The sequence below is a fragment of the Pseudanabaena sp. PCC 9330 genome, from assembly GCF_055795045.1.
This window is the reverse complement of record NZ_JAYFES010000047.1, coordinates 34,065-54,276: the sequence shown is the minus strand read 5'-3', so window position 1 is coordinate 54,276 and position 20,212 is coordinate 34,065. Positions and strand designations below refer to the sequence as shown.

Genomic DNA, 20,212 nt, shown 5'->3' with positions numbered 1-20,212 from the left:
AGGATTCTGATGCCCGTACTCATTGATCAATCCCTCCCAGCAGCTGTTGCCCTGCTTGACCCCAATGATGCCAGGCGGGTTTGGCAGTTTTTGGCCAAGTTTATTGATAACCCAGCCCATCCTAGCCTCAGCCTAGAGCGAGTCACCCGAACTAAAAACGAGAATCTATGGTCAGGCCGAATTACCCAGGGGCTGAGAGCCATCGTTCACAAAGACGGCGACGTTTGGACAGTACTCCATGCTGATCAGCATGATGCTGCTTACAAATGGGCAGAGACAAAGCAGATTGCGCGACACCCTAAAACCGGTGCCCTACAAATTGTTGAGTCGCCCGATACGGTAGTAACCCAAGGGGCCTTTGCGGGACCTGAGATTCCGCACCTGTTTGATGGCCATGACAGTGACTATTTAGAAAGTCTTGGCGTGCCGCCTAGTTGGCTGCCAACTATCCGCAAAGTTCAAAATATGGACGAGCTTTGGCTGGTAGTGATCAAGCTGCCGGAGGATGTGGGTGAGCGCCTGCTAAAGCTGGCAGATGGTGAGTTTGTTACTCCACCAGCGGCGATCGCCGCCAACCAGCCCATTACCGCCAGCCAAGATACGCAGCGCCGGTTCTTTGTGCTGGAAAACAACGATGACCTGATGAAGATGCTGGAGGCTCCCCTGGCTACCTGGGTAGCTTTTTTACATCCTTCCCAACAAAAGCTGGCGACAAGTAGCTTTAATGGCCCTGTCAAAATTTCTGGTTCGGCAGGGACGGGCAAAACGGTGGTGGCCATGCACCGAGCCCGACATCTAGCGCGGCAAGGTAAGCGGGTCTTTTTAACCAGCTATGTCTCAACCCTCTGCGAGAACATTCAGCGAAACCTGGAGCTGTTGTGTACAGAGGAAGAGCGATCGCGCATCACGGTCACGACGGTTCATAGCCAGGGGCTGGGCATTGCTAAGCAGGCTAATCCAGATCTCTACCCTGCTGTCAACGACGACATTTGGAAGCTGATTGACGAGTACTACCATCCCGGCATTTGTCCCCTAGATCCTGATTTGCTCAAAACTGAGTGGGAAACCGTCATTCAAGACCAGGGCATTACCTCTTGGGATGAGTATCGTAGCGCTAACCGGGCGGGGCGGGGCTTTCCACTGACGGTAAAGGGGCGACAGCAGGTTTGGCAAATCTTTCATCGGGTGTTTGAGACTTTGAATGAACGGGGCTGTCTGGACTACCCCTCCATCTGCCGCCTGGCCAGAGACCTCGTGACCTCTGGCCAGGTGAAGAGCCCCTTTGATGCAGTGATTGTGGATGAGCTGCAAGATCTGCGACCGCAGGAAATCATGCTGCTGGCTACCTTAGCTGGCGATGGAGCCGATGCCTTGACCCTAGTGGGTGACGGTGGGCAGCGGATTTATAGCACACCGTTTAGCCTCAAAGCTCTAGGTGTAGATGTGCGGGGCCGATCCCACATCTTGCGCATTAACTACCGCACTACAGAGCAGATTCGGCAGTTTGCTGATGCCATGCTGGGCTATCAGAGTGACGATATGGATGGGGGGCAGGAGAGCCGCAAGGGCACGGTCAGCCTGCTGAGCGGCCCTGAGCCGGTGATGAAAGGGTTCAATAGCCAGGAAGAGCAGCAAGATTTCTTGGTTCGGCAAATTCAGACGATTACCCAGCAAGGCTTGGCTCCAGAGGAAATTGCGATTTTTGCCCGAACCAATAAGGCGATCGCAGAAATGGAGGGGGCGCTGAAGCAGGCGGGATTGAAGTGCCATAACTTGCGTAAGGGGGGGAGTCGGGAGGCGGCGGTGAATTTGGGGACAATGCACCGGGCCAAGGGGCTGGAGTTTAAGGCGGTGTTTGTGGTGAATGTGTCGGATGACCAGGTGCCGCTGAGATACATCGTCGAGAGGACGAAGGATGCTCAGCTACAGAAGGATGTGCTGGCACGAGAGAGACAGCTTCTCTATGTGAGCCTGACACGAGCCCGTGATGAGCTGTTTGTCACGTGGGAAAAGACAGCAAGTAGATTCTTACTCTTACAGTAATTTTTTAGCTCTTATAAGGAGAACTTAAATGGCTAAACATCATCCTTTAGGTGACATCGAATACCTACGAGAGAATTTGCTAAAGAGCTACAAGCTAGGATTTCCGATACTTAAGGAGTTGATTCAAAATGCAGAAGATGCAAAGTCAACCTGCTTTGACTATGGCTGGGTCAAAGGTATTGAAAATGCCGAACATCCTCTACTCAGATCCCCAGCGCTATTTATTTTAGACAATGGAGAGTTCACCGAGAAGAATGCAAAGGCAATCCAATACATCCTAGGTGGAAGTAGCAAGCCAGATGAAAATGAGTCAATCGGGAAGTTTGGCCTTGGCTTGAAAAGCATTTTTCATCTTTGCGAAGCCTTCTTCTATGTAGCTGACAAGGAAAAATATGGAGTCAATCCAGGCTACAGTATTTTCAACCCATGGGCAGGAGAAAACAATAAAGATCACTACCATCCTGATTGGAACGACTTGAGCCTGAGTGATCGGAATAAGCTCCAAGAGTCAATCCAAAAGATTTTGAATTTAGAAGAATACACAGAAGAAGGTCGAGACGGTTGGCTACTCATTTGGATACCACTAAGACAAAGATGTCATAGAACCCAACCCGAGGAGATATCCTTGGAAGATGGAATTGAACTAGGCTTCATTAAAGAAGGCTCTGTAGATTTTTTTAAAAATTTCCCTCCAGCCTTTCTGAATGGTCAAGAAGCACAGCATCAATTGTCCCTATTACTTCCGTTACTTAGCTACATAGGAAGAGTAAGATTCTGGAACCAAGATCAAGAGCTAGAGAAGCCTGAATTTGAAATCACCTGTATAAGTGAAGCAAGAAGAAGCTTGTCTATTGGGATGCTCAGGCCAAATGAATTACGACAAATCTCAGGCGAGATTCATGTCAGAGACATGAATAATCACAAAAGAATGCTTTTCTCTGGAATTGAGTCCCTATTCTCCGATCCCATACTTGATGAGATTGTTAATGTTGATTGTTTTCCTAAAAAGTTTAAATCTATCAAGCCTCATGCATCAATAATCTTTGCATGGCCAGATTTAGGTTCAAACCAGAATGAAAGCAGAACCTTGACACTTAGAACTGCCGTGTTTTTGCCAACAGGTGAAGATGTAGAATTCATTACTTCATCCAACTTAAATTGTTTCCTGACTTTGCACGGATATTTCTTCGTAGATTTTGCTAGAACTGGGGTATTAGGATGGGACAAAGAAAAACTTTGTATAGAAGATGAGCCTATACAATCAAAAACAACCTTTCATGAAAATATCGAAACACAGATTAATTCCGATGATTCCCTAAAAAAGAAGTGGAATAAAAGATTATATGAATTGATGTTGGGAGAGTTCACCTATGCCCTTAAAGAGACATATTTATTTAGGTCTAGGACTGTAGACAATGTCAACATAGGCTCTCTCTGCCAAGCACTAAAGCAATATATTTTAGACAAGGATAATATTTCCCAAAAAGTCCTTGATCGGTATTACTGGGTATATAGGCTCGATAGGGAAAGTTGTGATTGGGAACTTGTATCTTCCCAGCAACGTATCTTAGCAATGCCTAATATCCCCAACTGGGAAATATGGAAAGAACTAGATAGTCTCCCTACCGACATCTGTCTTGTCTTAGATAGTGCTCCGAATCTTTTATCTTCAGGCAAACCTGACGAATGGGGTGATAAAGAAGTCGTTAGAATTCTAGAATCGCTCAATATCATCCAAATTTTTGATGAGCCAGAAGAAGTAGATTTTTGGTTAGATTGGCTAGAGACCATTGCTACTCAGAATAAAGGCAAGCATTTTTCTGTCAATGTCCAGGACTGCTTACAAAAACAACTCAAAAAGATGCTTACAGAAATTGACTCTCAGAAGTTAGGTGAGGAAAGACGAACTTCCCTCACCTCAATTATTTGTAAATTAGATCAGTCAAGGTGGTTCTGCTTAGACTGTCTTGATGTAGATCTATTTCAATATCTAAACCAGATGCTAGACAATGTTCTATTAATACCTAGGCAATTAAGCCCTTCTTACGAGCAGCAAGCTCTCTCAGGACGCAACGCTGCATGGTTGATCTCTAGCTTAATAGAATATGGCGGAGAAAAAGAACTAGTTATTTCAATTATCAATCAAATAATTCAAGCAGTTGCAGCGCAAGACTTAGCAGATTTTCGAGAACAGACTAAAACGTTTCAATTTATCCCTATTTATAACTGTCGTACTGGAGAAAACAATTTTCATAGTCTCAACAAGCTTAATAGCTCAAGCTATTTTGCCTTTAGAGATACACCTAGCAGAAGAGACATTGCTAAGGCCTTGCAAAAGACTTTGGCAGAGAAAGATGTGATCTTAGTTGATCGTGAATTAGCAAAACGACTTTTTGATCAGCTGAGAGAATGTGATAATTCAGCATGTTTTCAGGTTTTACAGCAGTGTCCCACTCTATCTGCATCTGAAAATCGTACCGACTTACTAGAAAGGCTATTGTGATGAATACCCAGGCTCTACGCTTTTTATTGCATGGTTCTTCTGAAAACTTTGACAACACAGAATTGCTTCTTGTTACATCTGAGAGTAATTCTGTTTGGAGTAAGGTGGCTAGATATATTTTCGAGCCTTGGCGTATTATTCCTCAAGAGCTAGCTAAAAAGATCCTTGAAGATAAATGGAAGATATTAGGAATTTGTTCTACATCTCCTCAAGAACTTATCCCATCTTTAGATCCTTCCCTCTTGAATGGGCAGAATTTCACGCTAGAAGAAAGACAAGAAGTCTTGAATCAGGTCTCGATTTATGGTGGCAAAGACCTTTGGAGAAGCCTCGAATTTCATACAGCAGATGATGGAGCAATCGTTTCGATTACTCCCGACACATATAGAAGTAATCCAGATTTTGAGATCCCTCTTCGATTGAGCCCTTTAGTTAGCATTATTTCTGAGACTAGCCGCCTAGACTGGATTCCTTTATGGACACCGAGAGCAGCAATCCTACTAGTCCTCAGTCAGCCCCAACCTGAGCAATATTACGATCTGCTACTTAAATTAATTCCGCAAGCCAACGATCTGAAATCTGATAACGAGTTACTTAAGCACCTCAGGGAGGTTACTTGGCTTCAGTTAAATACAGGAGATAGAGTTGCACCTAAAAACGTTATCCTTCTCCCTCCTCAACTAGACTCCTTTATGCCTCGATTAGAGGAAGCTTTTCGAAGTGAAGGAGATTGTGTCTATGTCACCTACTCAATGCTAGCTAGCCAGCTTACACATCTCCAAACACTTAGACATATATGTGAGACCTGGTATGGAAACAATATCTTAGAGTTTTTGTTAGGGAGAGACCAACGATACTCAGTTAAAGATCCTTCTATTTATGCTTGCTTTATTCTAGATATACTAGGCGCACTAGGTAGACTTGAGCAAAAAAATCAAGGTCTTCGCAATAACCTAATCCAGCCATTGAGAGAAACTGCATGGCTAGTAGATATCGAAGGTCAATCGCGATCACCTAACCAAATTATTTATCTTCCAGAAGCAACAGCAATAGTAACAGAGTTACTCAGTGGTTTCAATCCTAGGAACTATGTAAGTCCCGACATGCTTCGTGCGGACATAGATATCTTAAGCTCCAGATATATTTCAGAATGGCTGATATCTGGTGAGTTAGCTTATGAAATATTAGGTGAAGTAGTCGCAGACCAGCCTTGGCACCATTTAGGCAATCTACCAGAAAGTCAAAACTTGCTAGAAAACGTAGTGTCTGTATTGGTCAACTGCCCAGAAACGTCAATCTTAGCTTTAGCTCAAGATTTAGATGCTTTTGCTGTATTTATTTTTCCAAGCCTAATTAAAAAAGTTAAAGGAATTGAAGGTTCTACTAAAGTCAAAACCATCCTGAACTGGATAACAACACATCACGGCAATCCCAAAAAAGAAGCCATTCAAGTTTTTAATAGCTTTCTTTCAATTGCGTGTAATCTACCTGACTTTTGTTCTGCTATCTTGCCAGAAATTCAGCTACTAAGCCAAAGCAGAAAACCAGAGTGGCGGACTACAAAGCTTCTGTGTGATGGAAGCGATAATCACAGTATTGATCCAAGTTATCTTCTAAATGAAGCTCAGAGAATTATTTTAGCTTCATATTTTGACGATTTAGCCTCAAGCCACATCACGATCCAGAATTTAGACCAAGTTACTCAAGTAGAACCAGAAGAAGATGCTGTGGAGAGTCTTAGCAGTAATGCCCAAAGGCTTGAGGAATACTTTACATCTTGGCTCAACCATGTTCCATCGCAGGTTATTGGAGGAATTGTTGCTCTACTGGCAGGTTCTGATAAAGGTGTTCAGATGTTGGCACAGAGTTTCCTACAAAGACGGCCCTTTGAAACTCTTCGCAATGAATTAGTTTGGGGACAGGCTCGAACCAAATCCTTCACAATTCAGATAAATCAGGAGAAAAGTCAGCAGGTTAGAAATCTCATAGGAGCTATCATTGATGTCCCCATATCAAACTCTACTCAGCTAGAAACTATTTTTGTAGGCAGCCTTAAATCTAATATCAGCTTAAGAAAGTTAGATCTTCAAAGTTTAAACTCAAATATATTAGCTAATTTGCTATTTCGTTCTTTTAAGCAGCTAATCAAATCTTTGGACGAGAATGGATATAGTGATAAAGAAAGTCTAATAGAAAATATCTGGAAGAGGCTGAATGATTCGCAGCAGATAGAGATTGATGTAGCTAAAGATTTTATACTCAAGAACTCTCGGCATCTTTTGAGAAGTCTAGGAATAAGAAACCCTCAAATTCGAGAACAGTTACGCTTGTGGGATGATAAAGAGTTTGCCTTAAGTGACTGGCGTAGAAGAAGTCATAAAAACCCAAAGGAATTCGAGAGGTTGTTGCAAGAAATTCAAGATATCTCAGATACGATAGAAAGCCTCATTCAATCAAACGAAAATCAGGCTGAAATTCTTGCTGCTGTTAGAAAAAAGATTGGTGAAGGGCAGTATGGCTATCACTTAATTAATATACCATTTGAAATATTTCAGAATGCTGATGATGCCGTCAAAGAACTAGTACATTTTTCAAATGAAGTTGAGGCAGGACATGAATACTTTGTATTGAAATATGATGCTCAGAACCTAGTTTTTGCGCATTGGGGAAGAACCATTAATAAATTTAGACACTCTGATTATACAAATCATGATTTACGAGAGAGAGGATTTGATCAAGATTTAGTTAAAATGCTCTCTTTCAACATTTCTGATAAGCCAGAAGATGAGACAGGGAAATTTGGACTTGGCTTTAAGACAGTTCATCTTGCAACAGAAAATCCAGCCATCATTAGCGGCGATCTAAGCTTCAGAGTTTGCGGTGGAATTCTACCGCTGCCAATAAATGACTTGAAGCTGTTAGATAGCTTGAGAGAAGAACTAGTTAATGAACAGTCAAATCCAGATCTTACAGATGGAACCTTAATATCATTACCCCTTGGTGAGGACTTCAAAAGTGATTCAATTATTTTGGAGTTTGAGCGCCAGGCAAATTTATTACTGATCTTTGCAAAAGCCATTCGAAAATGCAAGCTGGTTACAGTGCATGGTTCTAGAAATCTCTCATGGTCGCCTATTTCAATATTTAGTATCCCTGAAATTGAAGTCGGTAACGTCTATCTTATGAACGCATTGAGACAATGGGAATGCCATAAGCTCTTGTGTTTTAGGTTGCCTGCTGGAATTGTTGCGATAACTTTCTCAAAGGATTTAGACAGTAGTAGTTCCCCACTGCAAGACATCTCGTCGTTTTGGGTGACAACTCCTACCAAAGAAGATTCTGATTTGAGGTTTATAGTCAATGGTAATTTTGATGTTACCACTGGCAGAACTCGTCTGGATCCTAACTCTTCTCATAATCGCGTCTTGATAGAGGAAATAGGACGTCAGTTTGGAGAAAAACTATGCCAACTTTTTCAACTTTCTATAGGAGATAACTGGTCTTCCTTAAAGCGTCTTTTAGGCTTTGAAGGTGCTGTTCCTATTGAACTCTCTTCCCAGACTCTTCAAAAAGTTTCTGTTGAGGATAGAAAAAAAGTAGATAAATTGTTAGCTATGGCCAATCAATCAGTCTCACCTCATGAGGCAGAAATCTCTCGGGAAAAACTTTTAAAATTACTGGCTCCTCACGGAATAACGATTGATACTTCTGACAGATATAAGTTCTGGAAGTTTTTATGGGAAGCTTTTGCTGCGGATTGGCTAAATAAATCTAGTGAAAGTATATCGACCAGCCTAATTCATCATGGCTTCTCAGGGATATCTCAGGGAATTGGCCATTTAATTAGCACTTGTAAAGCCTTGCCAAATGGATTGTCTGGTCAGCTTGTTGCTTTGCAGGATATAAAGTGTCAAGTAACAGGCTTATTAGGTAAGAGTAGTCTTTTTGCGTGTGTATCTTCTTGGGAAAAATTTCAAGACTGCTATTCTGACGAACAATTGATTGGCTACAAAGTTTGGGGAGACGTTAAGAGGCTTTTGAACTTTGATGAAATACCTCAAGTAGAAAATCTTGATCTGGCTGATTGCTTGAGAGAAGAGTTGGGAGGTCAGAATATTAGAGTTGTAACAGCAAGTCGCATTGGACAGATAATTAATTCTGATAACCTGAGCACTTGGGAGATTTCCAATCGATCAGATCACAGCAGAATTCTTGATGTACTCAAATCTTCGTCCACCTCATTTACGAATCAGTCAGGAGGTTACCTAGCCGCATCGCTTCTTCTTCTACATCAGCCTGAAGATCTCGAAGAGAAGCGTTTAGTAGCTTTTGCTCCCCCAAATCGAATCTTACACCCTGACTATACAGACACAGCTCTTCAGTTTTTCCGTGTTTGCCGTTTACGACGTGAAACAATTGAGATTGATGAACTAGTTCGGTGGGCAAGAGCAGCAAACACAGAAAGCCAGCAGCAAGGCGTTTTAGAATATCTTTCCAGTGGGGATAGGAATTTAGATTTCTCTAGCCTACTTAGGGATTCTATTTCTGGATGCTGGATGGAAAGTGACCCTAGAGTTCAGAGTTTACTAAAAACGAAAGAACGGCAAAGTCTAGAAGATAAGGCTTTGAGAGGAGAAATTCCTTGGGATCAAGTCTCTCCGAATGGAGACTCTCCATTCGAAGCTATTACTCCCCCCTCTCTCCCTCTAGCAGAACCTAATCAGCTAAAAGATATTTATGCTTGGTGGGAAGAAAACTACCTTACTGAGATAAGAAGATATAACGAGCGGCTTTACCCTATCGATATTACTGAGTTGCAATATGGGTTAATCGATGATGATCGTAGTGCGTGGCTAATGCTATTTTTCATTGGAGCTACCCACACGATGGGACGCACTACCCACGAACAACATCGAAACTTTATACGCTTTTGTATCGACCAAGGGTGGTGGGATGTTTTCTCCTCCCCCGATCCACAGAACCAGCCCGATCAGTGGATAGAGGTTCTAAATAGCTATGTAGACTCTTTGACAGACAACACAACTTGGTATTCCTGGATCGAGAAGTACCCAAATATCTATCAGATCTCCAAATATCTTGATGAGTATCGAGAGTCTTTTTGTAGCGCAGATCGAATGCAGAAAGCCTTCAATTTGAGGTCATTAACTAATCCAAGGGTCGCAAGCCATTTATCACGGGGAGGCGTAGATGCACCTCCCCTTAGAATTGGTATCGGAGCCAATTTTATTGTTAGAGAATTAGTTCGACTAGAAATCCTCAAAGGAAATAAGTATTTATCCTCTCACTGCTTTGTGCCTCGTGAAAATGTCCGGAGAGCACTAACTTGGCTTGGCTGTGATGGATTGCAAAAATCAGACTATAACCACTCAAAGCAGATTTTTAAGTTCTTAAAAAATAAGTTTAACTGCCTAGATATCTCGGAAAATATGATTTTAGATTCTCACTTTGATATTCCTTTTGAATTATTTTCAGAAAACCTAGATCTCAACCTAGTTGGCTTGAATGTTCAAGATGATGATCGAATATTCTGATGAGCTTTAAGCATTTATAAATACAGAAAATGCCAGTCAAAATTCAATCTAGATATATAGGAAACTAAAATGGAGTATAAACGCGGAGATCGCGTCAACCATCCTAGATTTGGTAGTGGTGAAGTCCGAGTAGACGAAGATGCCACAGTGGTTGTCCGGTTTGAACATGGTATTGAAGAATGTCTTAAATCAGAACTAACGCGACTACAATCTCTTCAGGAAGCTATTCTTGCTCCAGAATGGCACGATCCTCTAGAGGTTATTGCTCGTACCCAAGCTCTTGCAATTCGTTCTATTAACGATATGTGGGGAGTCTTTTCCCTTGCCCGCATAGTCCTACTACCACACCAACTTTGGGTCTGTCGCAAAGTCGTACAAGAACTGCCTACTCGATGGCTAATTGCTGATGATGTTGGCTTAGGCAAGACCATTGAAGCTGGTCTAATTATATCTGCCTTACTTAGCAAGGATGCCGTTAGGCGCATCCTGGTATTATGCCCTGCTGGTCTCGTTGAACAGTGGCAGGAACGACTGCGCAATATGTTTGATATCCGCATGGCGCGCTACACCACCGAGGCGGATACACCTAGAAGTGATTTCTGGAATACCCACTTACAGGTGATTGCCTCTTTACCAACTCTGCGCAAAGACAGTGGTAACCGACATCAGCGCATGTTTAACGCAGAACCTTGGGATTTGGTAGTTGTAGATGAGGCCCACCACCTGAATGCCGATGAGCAGACTGGTCAAACCTTAGGCTACAGCTTGATGAATCGCCTAATGTATGACCATCAAAAAATTAAATCTGCTGTCTTCTTTACTGGCACTCCCCATAGGGGAAAGCATTATCAGTTTTTTGCACTTCTAAAGTTACTCCGTAATGATCTTTTTGATCCAGCAGAAGCAGTAGAGTCATCGGACGATCTTCAGAAGCAGATGCGTTCTTTGCATTTAGCGATGATTCGGAACAATAAACAGCTTGTGACTGATATGGAAGGGAAAAAGCTATTTTATCCTCCTAATGTTTTTTCGGAGACTTATAGCTACTCTTTAGAAGAAGAAGATTTCTATTTTAAACTCACAGAATTTATCTTGACTGGTAAAGCTTATGCCTCAGGTCTCAGTCAGACAAATCAAAGAGCTGTAATGTTGATCTTAATCTGTATGCAGAAGCTAGCTTCCAGCTCAGTTGCTGCTATTCGATCTGCCCTCAAAAAGCGATTAAATAAAATTATTAATTACCGAGAGGAACTAGAAGACGCTAAAAGCAGAAAAGATACGCTTGAAAAATTAAAATTACTAGATGATGACGAGAAAGCTGACAGTGACGAACTGAGCCTGCTGGAGGAAAAAATATTTGATCTTAGCCTAAAAGTATATCTCATGGAAGATGAGAAGCCAAGATTACAAGAGCTTATCGAGGCTGCTGAGCTCGTCAAATTTGAAACAAAAATTGGAAAAATAGTTGAGATATTAGAAACAAGATTCTCAGGCCGACAAGTTCTATTCTTTACGGAGTATAAAGCTACTCAATCTTTACTCATGTCTGCTCTCATCGCTCGTTTTGGCAATGACTGCGTTACCTTTATCAATGGTGATGGTCGAGCTGATGAGGTGATTGAAAGTACTGGAAGGCTTCGTACCTATTTTGAGAAGAGGGAGCGTGCTGCCGAAAAATTTAACTCTGGAGAAGTTAGATTTCTAGTTTCGACCGAAGCCGGTGGTGAGGGAATTGATCTTCAAGAGACATGTTATTCCCTTATTCACGTTGATTTGCCCTGGAATCCTATGCGTTTACATCAGCGAGTAGGGCGGCTTAATCGCTATGGGCAGACGCAGAAAGTTGAGGTTATTAATCTGCGTAATCCTGATACTGTAGAAACGCGAATTTGGGATAAGCTTAATAGCAAGATTGAGAATATTATGCAGTCTCTTGACCAGGTCATGGAAGAACCTGAAGACTTACTTCAATTGGTACTTGGGATGACTTCACCAAAAATGTTTCGAGAAATTTTTAGCGAAGCTGACCAAAACGAAGAAAACTTAAGTCGATGGTTTGACTCTAAAACCGCAACGTTTGGTGGCCAAGATGCTGTAGCAACGGTTAAAGAACTCATGGGAAGTTGTGAGAAATTCGACTTTCAGAGAGTTTCTTCTTTGTTGCCACAGGTAGACTTACCAGATTTGCGTCCTTTCTTTGAAGCAACACTTCTGCTTAATAAGCGGCGGATTTCTCGGAATGAGGATGGTCTGTCATTTATCACCCCAGAATCTTGGCTGACGGAACCAGCAATCCGTAAGCGCTATGAGCATCTGCATTTTGATCGTGCTTGCCGAGACAAAAAGAAGATCAATAATCTCCTCGGTGTAGGTCATTGTCTAATGAATCAGGCGTTGAAGCAAGCCTCAGAACTGGATAGCTGTGTTGCACAAGTGGCTGAACTTGAGCATCCTGTAGTCATTTTCCAAATTGTAGACCGAGTAACAACTGTGCAAACAAATGTGCGACAGGTTGTAGTAGGGGTAAAATTTACAGGATCGGAAAAAGATATTTTGAAAGATTGGGAGTTGCTAATACTCTTGAACAGTAATATTAGTCAGGTTGATCGATCGCCTAACTTAACAAGGCCAGAGGTCGAAATAGGTAAAGTTTTGAGCTTGTTAGAGGAGGCCAAAAATCGTCTTGATAGTTACCTGGATTCGCTGGAGCTACCTTTCCAGTATCCCAGGATTTTGGCTAGTGTATTACTCTATCCCAAGCAGAATTCTCAGTGAAAAGCGGCTGATAGTATCAGTTAATTTTAGGAAATTAATTTAAGACATGACTTTTGCCGTTGGTTCTCTCGTTAAAGCACGCGATCGCGAGTGGGTCGTCCTCCCCGAATCCACCGAGGAGATGCTCATCCTGCGCCCCCTCGGCGGCACCGAAGACGAAGTCACCGGCATCTTTCTCCCCCTAGAGTCCGTCGAGCCCGCCCAATTTGAGCTACCCGACCCTAGCCAGCTCGGCGACTATCGCTCCTGCCGTATGCTACGAGATGCCGTGCGCCTCGGCTTTCGCTCTAGTGCTGGCCCATTCCGCTCCTTTGCCAAGCTGGCCGTCGAGCCCCGCCCCTACCAGCTCGTGCCTCTGCTCATGGCCCTCAAGCTAGAGCCCGTGCGCCTGCTCATTGCCGACGACGTGGGTATCGGCAAAACCGTCGAAGCCGCCCTCGTCGCCAAAGAACTGATTGATCGCGGCGAAGTTGATCGCCTCGCTATTCTCTGCCCACCCCACCTAGCCGAACAGTGGCAGTCAGAGCTTCAGAGCAAATTCCATATCGATGCCGAATTGGTGCTGCCCAGCACCGCCACTCGCCTAGAGCGCAGCTGCCGCCTGGGCCAGTCTCTCTTCGACCTCTACCCCTATGTCATCGTCTCCACCGATTTCATCAAATCAGAGCATCGGCGCGATGAATTTCTCCGTACCTGCCCCGAGCTAGTGATTGTCGATGAGGCCCACACCTGCGCCTTTGCCGGGGAGGGGCGAAGCGGCAAGCACCAGCGCCACCAGCTGATCAAAGGCCTAGCTGATGCCCCTAACCGCCACCTGATTTTGGTTACGGCTACCCCCCACAGCGGCAAGGAAGCCGCCTTTCGGTCGCTGCTCGCCCTGCTCAACCCAGACTTTGCCAACCTCCCCGAAGAGTTGGGAGGTAAAGACAACGAAGCTATTCGCCGCCAAGTGGCAACCTACTTTGTCCAGCGCCGCCGGGGCGACATTCGCACCTACCTGGATGCCGATACCCCCTTTCCCACCCGCCTAGAGGCAGAGGATACCTATGCGCTATCCCCTGAGTACAAAAAGCTATTTGACCGGATTCTGAACTACGCCCGCGAAACGGTTCAAGATCCCGATGGCGGCAACCGTCACCGACAGCGGGTGCGTTGGTGGTCAGCCCTGGGGCTGCTGCGATCGCTTGCCTCTAGCCCCGCCGCTGCCGCTACCACCCTGCGCAACCGAGCCGACACCCTCGACACCCAAACCCCAGAAGAAGCCGATGAAATCGGTCGCCGGGCGGTGATGGATCTGATGGATGATGACGCCAAAGAAGGGCTGGATGTGGTTCCTGGCAGCGATATCGGCGAACTCACCACCGATGTCCAACGCCACCGCGATCGCATACTGCGCATGGCTCGCGAAGCAGAGGGGTTGAAGGGTAAGAAAGACACCAAGCTCCAAAAAATTATCGCCCTGGTCAAAGACTTCCTCAAAGAGGGGTTTCAGCCTATCATCTTCTGCCGATTTATCCCCACCGCTGAGTATGTGGCAGAAGAGCTAAGAAATAGCTTGCGTGGGGTTGAAGTGGTCGCCGTTACTGGCACCCTACCCCCGGCTGAGCGAGAAGAACGGGTGGAGCAGTTATCCCAGTCGCCTCAGCGAGTGCTGGTCTGTACCGATTGCCTGAGCGAGGGCATCAACCTGCAAGCCCACTTCAACGCCGTCATTCACTACGACCTGTCGTGGAACCCCACCCGCCACGAGCAGCGCGAAGGTCGAGTAGACCGCTACGGCCAACCCCAAGATAAAGTGCGGGTGCTGACCTACTACGGCACCGACAACCAGATTGACGGCATTGTTCTGAATGTTCTGATTCGCAAGCACCGCTCTATCCGCAGTTCTTTGGGCATCTCGGTGCCCGTGCCCGTGGATACCGATCAACTGGTGGAAGCCATTTTTGAGGGGCTGCTGCTAAGAGGGCAAACGGCTAGCGCCTCCGACCAGCTCTCCCTGTTTGATGAGGATGCCTTCAAACCTCAGAAAGACCAATTCTTCAGCCAGTGGGAAGCTGCCTCCGAGCGAGAGAAGCGATCGCGCACTATGTTTGCCCAGGAAACCATCAAGGTCGAAGAGGTAATGCAAGAACTCCAGGCCATTCGCTCAGCCATTGGCTCCAGCGTGGATGTCGCCGATTTTGTCAAAGGAGCCGTCAGCAGTTTTGGTGGCGTTGTCAGTACTCCCTACGCCTCTTCTCGCTCTCCTTCTTCGTCTCCCCCCTCCTCCCTCCCAATTTCTTACTCTTTCGACCTATCAGAGACACCTCAGGCCCTAAAAGATGCGATCGGTGATCGCAAAGTTTTCCAGGCCCGATTTGAGCTGCCGGTGCAAGATGGCCAACTCTACCTCAACCGCACCCACCCCATTGTGGAAGGGCTGGCCACCCACGTTATGGATACCGCTTTGGATGCCATCACCGATAGTGTTGCCCGCCGCTGTGGAGTCATTCGGACTGAAAAGGTAGAGCGGCGCACAACCCTGCTGCTAACGCGGTTTCGTTTCCATATCATTGCCAAGCAGGGGGATGAAGAAAATCCGCTTTTAGCAGAAGATTGCCAGGTCTTGGCGTTCACCGGCTCTCCCGATAAAGCAGAGTGGTTAGAGCCAGAGCAAGCAGAGGCACTGCTGGAGGCAACACCCGATGCCAACATCACCGCCGACCAAGCCACCGGCTTCCTGCAAAAAGTCATTGACCAATTTGACAGCCTCAGCCCCCATCTTGAGGCCGTTGCCCAGCAGCGAGGGAATGATCTACTGGAGGCCCACCGCCGGGTGCGGAGCGCGTCAAAATTGCGAGGGATCCGGTACCGGGTAGAGCCCCAGCTTCCCCCAGATATTCTGGGCATCTACATGTTTTTGCCGGTACCACGGGCTTAATGCCCTCCACCCCCCACCCCTCTCCCAAAGGACGTTGCTTGTTTCCTGAAGGGTGGGGAGTCGTCAGCTCTATATTTCATCAGTTATCGGGGGATAGATAGTCGGTTCTGGATTCTGTTTGTTAACGAAAATTCGACTATCTCTGTCAGATTGAGTTCAATAGAGATGAGAGGCTATAGGTTATCCCCCATCAACAATCAACTTCCTCCTGAATCGCTCGTCGGTAATAGTGCTTGTTTGATGTCTAGCAGGCTGCGGACTCGTGCGTTGGCGCTTGCAGAGGAAGCATGAAAGGCAACTCCAGGAACATCTTCACCACCGTTCGTTCAGAAGGCGCAATTCTCCCCAGCGACCTGCTGCAGCGGATTGTCAGTGGAGACAAGGCCCTGGATGGTTTAGATGCTCAATCCTTTCACCTGCTGGAAGGAGAGCGCATTAACGAAGCCATTAACCGCTCTTGGAGCCGACTGCGGGGCACCTGGGTCAACTTCCAACAGGCTCTGGCCCAGCTACCTACAACCGATGCCGCCACCCGTCTCACCCGCGAGAAGTTCTTGCTGCCGCTGTTTCAAGAGCTGGGCTATGGTCGCCTGCCATCCGCTCAAGCCATTGAGATTGACGAAAAACGCTACGCTATCTCCCACGGTTGGCACCATACTCCCATTCATTTAGTGGGCTACCGGGTAGACCTAGACCAGCGGATAGCGAGCATTGCCGGTGCCACCAAAAGCAGCCCCCACAGCCTAGTTCAAGAACTTCTGAACCGTTCTAGCCAACACCTCTGGGCCTTTATATCAAATGGGCACAAACTCCGTATTCTTAGAGACAACGCCAGCTTAACCCGGCAAGCCTATGTCGAATTTGACCTAGAAGCCATGATGGCCGGGGAAGTCTATGCTGATTTCGTGTTGCTGTGGCTGCTCTGTCATCAATCGAGAGTGGAGGTCAGGGAGTCGGAGCATCCCCCGATTCTCGACTCTCGACTCTCGACTCCCCAAGACTGTTGGCTAGAAAAATGGTCACAGGTTGCCGACTCCCAAGGCACACGGGCGCTAGAGCAGCTCCGCAAGGGGGTTGAAGTCGCTATCTCTACTCTGGGTCAGGGGTTTCTCTCCCACCCTGCCAATCAAGAACTGCGCCGCTTGCTCCAGACCGGAGTACTTTCGGCTCAGGAATACAACCACCAGCTCAGGCGGCTGGTTTATCGTTTGCTGTTCTTGTTTGTGGTTGAAGATCGCGATGTGTTGCTAGATCCTGCCGCTTCACCAGAAGCTAAAGAACGATATCAGCGCTATTACTCGCTAAATCGCCTGCGTTCCCTAGCCGATCGTCATCGCGGCACGCGCCATCATGACCTCTATCAGGGGCTTCAAGTTGTCATGAAGTACCTGGGTCGTGATGGCTGTTCAGCATTAGGCCTTCCGGCTTTAGGAAGCTTCCTGTGGTCAGAGGAGGCCACGCCTGCGCTGGATAGCTGCGAACTCGCCAACTCTGCGCTGCTGGAAACCGTTCGGGTACTGGCGTTCATTTGCGATCGCAACGGCAGACGCCCGGTAGACTACAAAAACCTCCAGTCTCGCGAGCTGGGCAGCATCTATGAATCGTTGCTGGAGCTGCATCCCCAGCTCAATATCGATGCCGGAACCTTCCAGCTCAAAACCGCTGAAGGCAATAGTCGCAAGACCACTGGCTGCTACTACACTCCAGAAAGCCTGGTTCAAACCCTGCTCCAAACCACCCTAGACCCGGTCTTAGCGCAAGCCGCTCGGCAGCCAGATCCAGAGACCGCCATTCTCAACCTCAAAATTTGCGACACCGCCTGTGGCAGCGGCCATTTTTTAGCAGCAGCGGCCCAGCGGATGGCGAAGCGGTTGGCCACGATTCGTACCGGCGAAGAAGAACCCGGCCTCGATGCCATTTGCACTGCCCTGCGCCAGGTGATCAGCCGCTGCATCTATGGGGTAGATGTCAACCGCATGGCGGTGGAGCTGTGTAAGGTGGCGCTGTGGATGGAGGCCATGGAGCCGGGAAAACCGCTGCCATTTTTAGAGCACCACATCCAGTGGGGTAATTCTCTCATTGGGGCAACCCCATCCCTCATGGCCAGGGGCATTCCCGATGATGCCTTTAAGCCTATCCGAGGGGATGAGAAGGCCCTTTGCCAGGCTCTCAAGCGTCACAACAAGCAAGAGCGAGAGCAGGGCCAGCTCACCTTGGTCGATCCATCCACGCGACCGTGGGGATGGCTAGAAGATATGGTCGTTTACGCCTCCGACCAGCAGCCTTGGCAGCAGCTCGAAGAGCTCGCCGCCCAGATGACTGAGCTAGATAACATCCCCGATGAGACCATCGCCCAGGTGCAGCTCAAGCAACGGCAATATCAGGAACTTCTTGCTTCCACCGAATACCGCTTTAGCCGATTTCGGGCCGATAGCTGGTGTGCCGCTTTTGTCTGGCGCAAAACGCCAGGGTTCGACTATGCCATCACTGAAGAAGTGTTCCGCAAGCTTAAACAGAATCCCTACAATGCCGCCGACTGGCTATGGGGGGAAGTTGAAGCCTTGCAGGCCCAGTATCACTTCTTCCATTGGCATGTTGCCTTTGCCCATATCTTTCGGGTGCCCAAGCAGGCCGAGTCCGTTGAAAACGAACAAGCGGGATGGTCTGGGGGCTTTGATGTCGTGCTAGGCAATACCCCCTGGGAGCGCATCAAAGTTCAAGAACGGGAATGGTTTGCGGCCCATCGCCCCGATATTTCCAATGCGGTCAATACAACAGAGCGCAAGCGAAAAATTCAGACCCTCAAAACCGAAGATCCCTATCTGTATGTCCAGTTTATGGATCGTTGCCGTCAGTCCGATGGGGAAAGCCACTTCATCCACCATTCGGGCACGTACCCCCTCTGCGGTCGGGGCGACCTAAATACCTTTGCCGTTTTTGCCGAAATCAATCGCCTGCTGCTCCGGCCCAGCGGACGGCTCGGCTGTATCGTGCCCTCCAGCATGGCCACCGCCGATACCACCAAATACTTCTTTCAAGACCTGATGGCATCAAAGGCCCTGGTCAGCTACTACGACTTCGAGAACCGCGAAAAGCTCTTCTTCCCTGCTGTAGACTCGCGCATGCGGTTTGCTCTGATGACGCTCTCAGGCAAACAACAGCCGGTAGAGCAGGCAGACTTTGTCTTCTTCGCTCACCGGGTCGAAGACCTGTCCGACCCCGATCGCCACATCCGCCTCACCCTTGACGACATTAACCTGCTCAATCCCGGCACCAAAACCTGCCCCACTTTCCGATCGCAGCGGGAGTTTGCCATCACCAAGCAGATTTACCAGACTATCCCTGTGCTGGGGCAGTCTGGGCCTCAGTGCGATCGCTGGCCGCTCCGCATTTCCCAAGGGTTGTTTAGCCAGACCGCAGATATCCACCTGCTCCAGCCCGCCACGGCCATTGAACCTAGCCAGACTGGCCTCATCCGCTGCTACGAAGCCCGTATGATCAGCAGCTTCAACCATCGAGAAGGCTCTGCTGGTATCACCGACAAAAATACCTTCCGCACCGGGGTCAGCATCCCCATTTCCGATCGGGAGCGCACCGATCCCTATTTTCTGGCGCAGTCGCGCTACTGGGCATCTCCCTCAGACACAGCCCAGCGCATCCCCGAGGGCTATCCCTACCAGTGGTTAATTGGGTTCAAAGATGTCACCAGCGCCACCAACACCCGTACCATGATTGCCTGCGTGCTGCCCAAAACAGCAGTATTGTGCAGCATTCGAGTGGTGTTTTTAGAAGACTACCGAAACACAGCTCCCAGCACTCTACTCAGCCTGATCACCAACTGGAACAGCTTCTGCTTCGATTTCTTCTGCCGTCAAAGCACCCCCGGCAATCACCTCTCTGACTACATCATTCGCCAACTGCCGACTCTGCCGCCCTCCACATACCAAAAGCTCTGTCCCTGGGATGCTGCTCTAACCCTGGAGGAGTGGATTTTGCCCCGTGTGCTAGAGCTGACCTATACCGCTTGGGATCTACAGGGCTTTGCGAAGGACTGCGGCTATGAGGAGGCTCCCTTCCCCTGGAATCCCGATCGCCGCTCGTGGCTCCAGGCCGAGCTAGATGCGGCGTTCTTCCATCTCTACAGCATTCAGCGAGACGATGTGGACTTCATGCTGGAAGGGTTTCCTATCGTGAAGCGGAAGGACAAGCAAAGGTTTGGTAGCTTCCAGACCAAGCACCGGATTTTGCAGATCTATGACCAGCTAGCAACAGCTATTCAAGCAGGTGTTCCCTACCACAGCGATGACCCACCAACCGGAAGTTTTGTCCCCTCTCCCGGCGGGAGAGGGCTAGGGTAAGGGCTCTCCCTTTAACCATCCTGGCTCTACCACCACTGACTCTCCGCTCCTGCACCTCCTC

6 protein-coding genes are annotated in these 20,212 nt (G+C 47.4%); all 6 read left to right on the top strand.

Going from position 1 to position 20,212, the window contains the following annotated elements; all coding sequences use genetic code 11:
* Positions 1–9: 9 nt before the first annotated feature.
* The 6 genes from AC0QKW_RS01520 (at position 10) to AC0QKW_RS01495 (ending at position 20,151) form a co-directional block, all read left to right on the top strand.
* Positions 10–2,043: a 3'-5' exonuclease gene (locus AC0QKW_RS01520; RefSeq protein WP_473149299.1), complete on the top strand. Its 2,034-nt coding sequence runs from the start codon at positions 10–12 to the stop codon at positions 2,041–2,043.
* Between the two features lie 28 nt (positions 2,044–2,071).
* The gene (locus AC0QKW_RS01515) at positions 2,072–4,546 is read left to right on the top strand and encodes a sacsin N-terminal ATP-binding-like domain-containing protein (protein ID WP_473149298.1); all 2,475 of its coding nucleotides are present in this window, start codon (positions 2,072–2,074) and stop codon (positions 4,544–4,546) included.
* A complete protein-coding gene (locus AC0QKW_RS01510; RefSeq protein WP_473149297.1) occupies positions 4,546–10,098 on the top strand; it encodes a DUF2786 domain-containing protein in 5,553 nt (1,850 codons plus the stop codon). Before AC0QKW_RS01515 ends, AC0QKW_RS01510 begins: the two co-directional genes overlap by 1 nt.
* 69 nt (positions 10,099–10,167) lie before the next feature.
* The gene (locus tag AC0QKW_RS01505) at positions 10,168–12,873 is read left to right on the top strand and encodes a DEAD/DEAH box helicase (protein ID WP_473149296.1); all 2,706 of its coding nucleotides are present in this window, start codon (positions 10,168–10,170) and stop codon (positions 12,871–12,873) included.
* A 46-nt stretch (positions 12,874–12,919) separates the two neighbouring features.
* Positions 12,920–15,793: a helicase-related protein gene (locus AC0QKW_RS01500; RefSeq protein ID WP_473149295.1), complete on the top strand. Its 2,874-nt coding sequence runs from the start codon at positions 12,920–12,922 to the stop codon at positions 15,791–15,793.
* Positions 15,794–16,080: 287 nt separating this feature from the next.
* Complete coding sequence (locus AC0QKW_RS01495) at positions 16,081–20,151, top strand: Eco57I restriction-modification methylase domain-containing protein (protein ID WP_473149294.1); 4,071 nt, start codon at positions 16,081–16,083, stop codon at positions 20,149–20,151.
* Positions 20,152–20,212 lie beyond the last annotated feature (61 nt).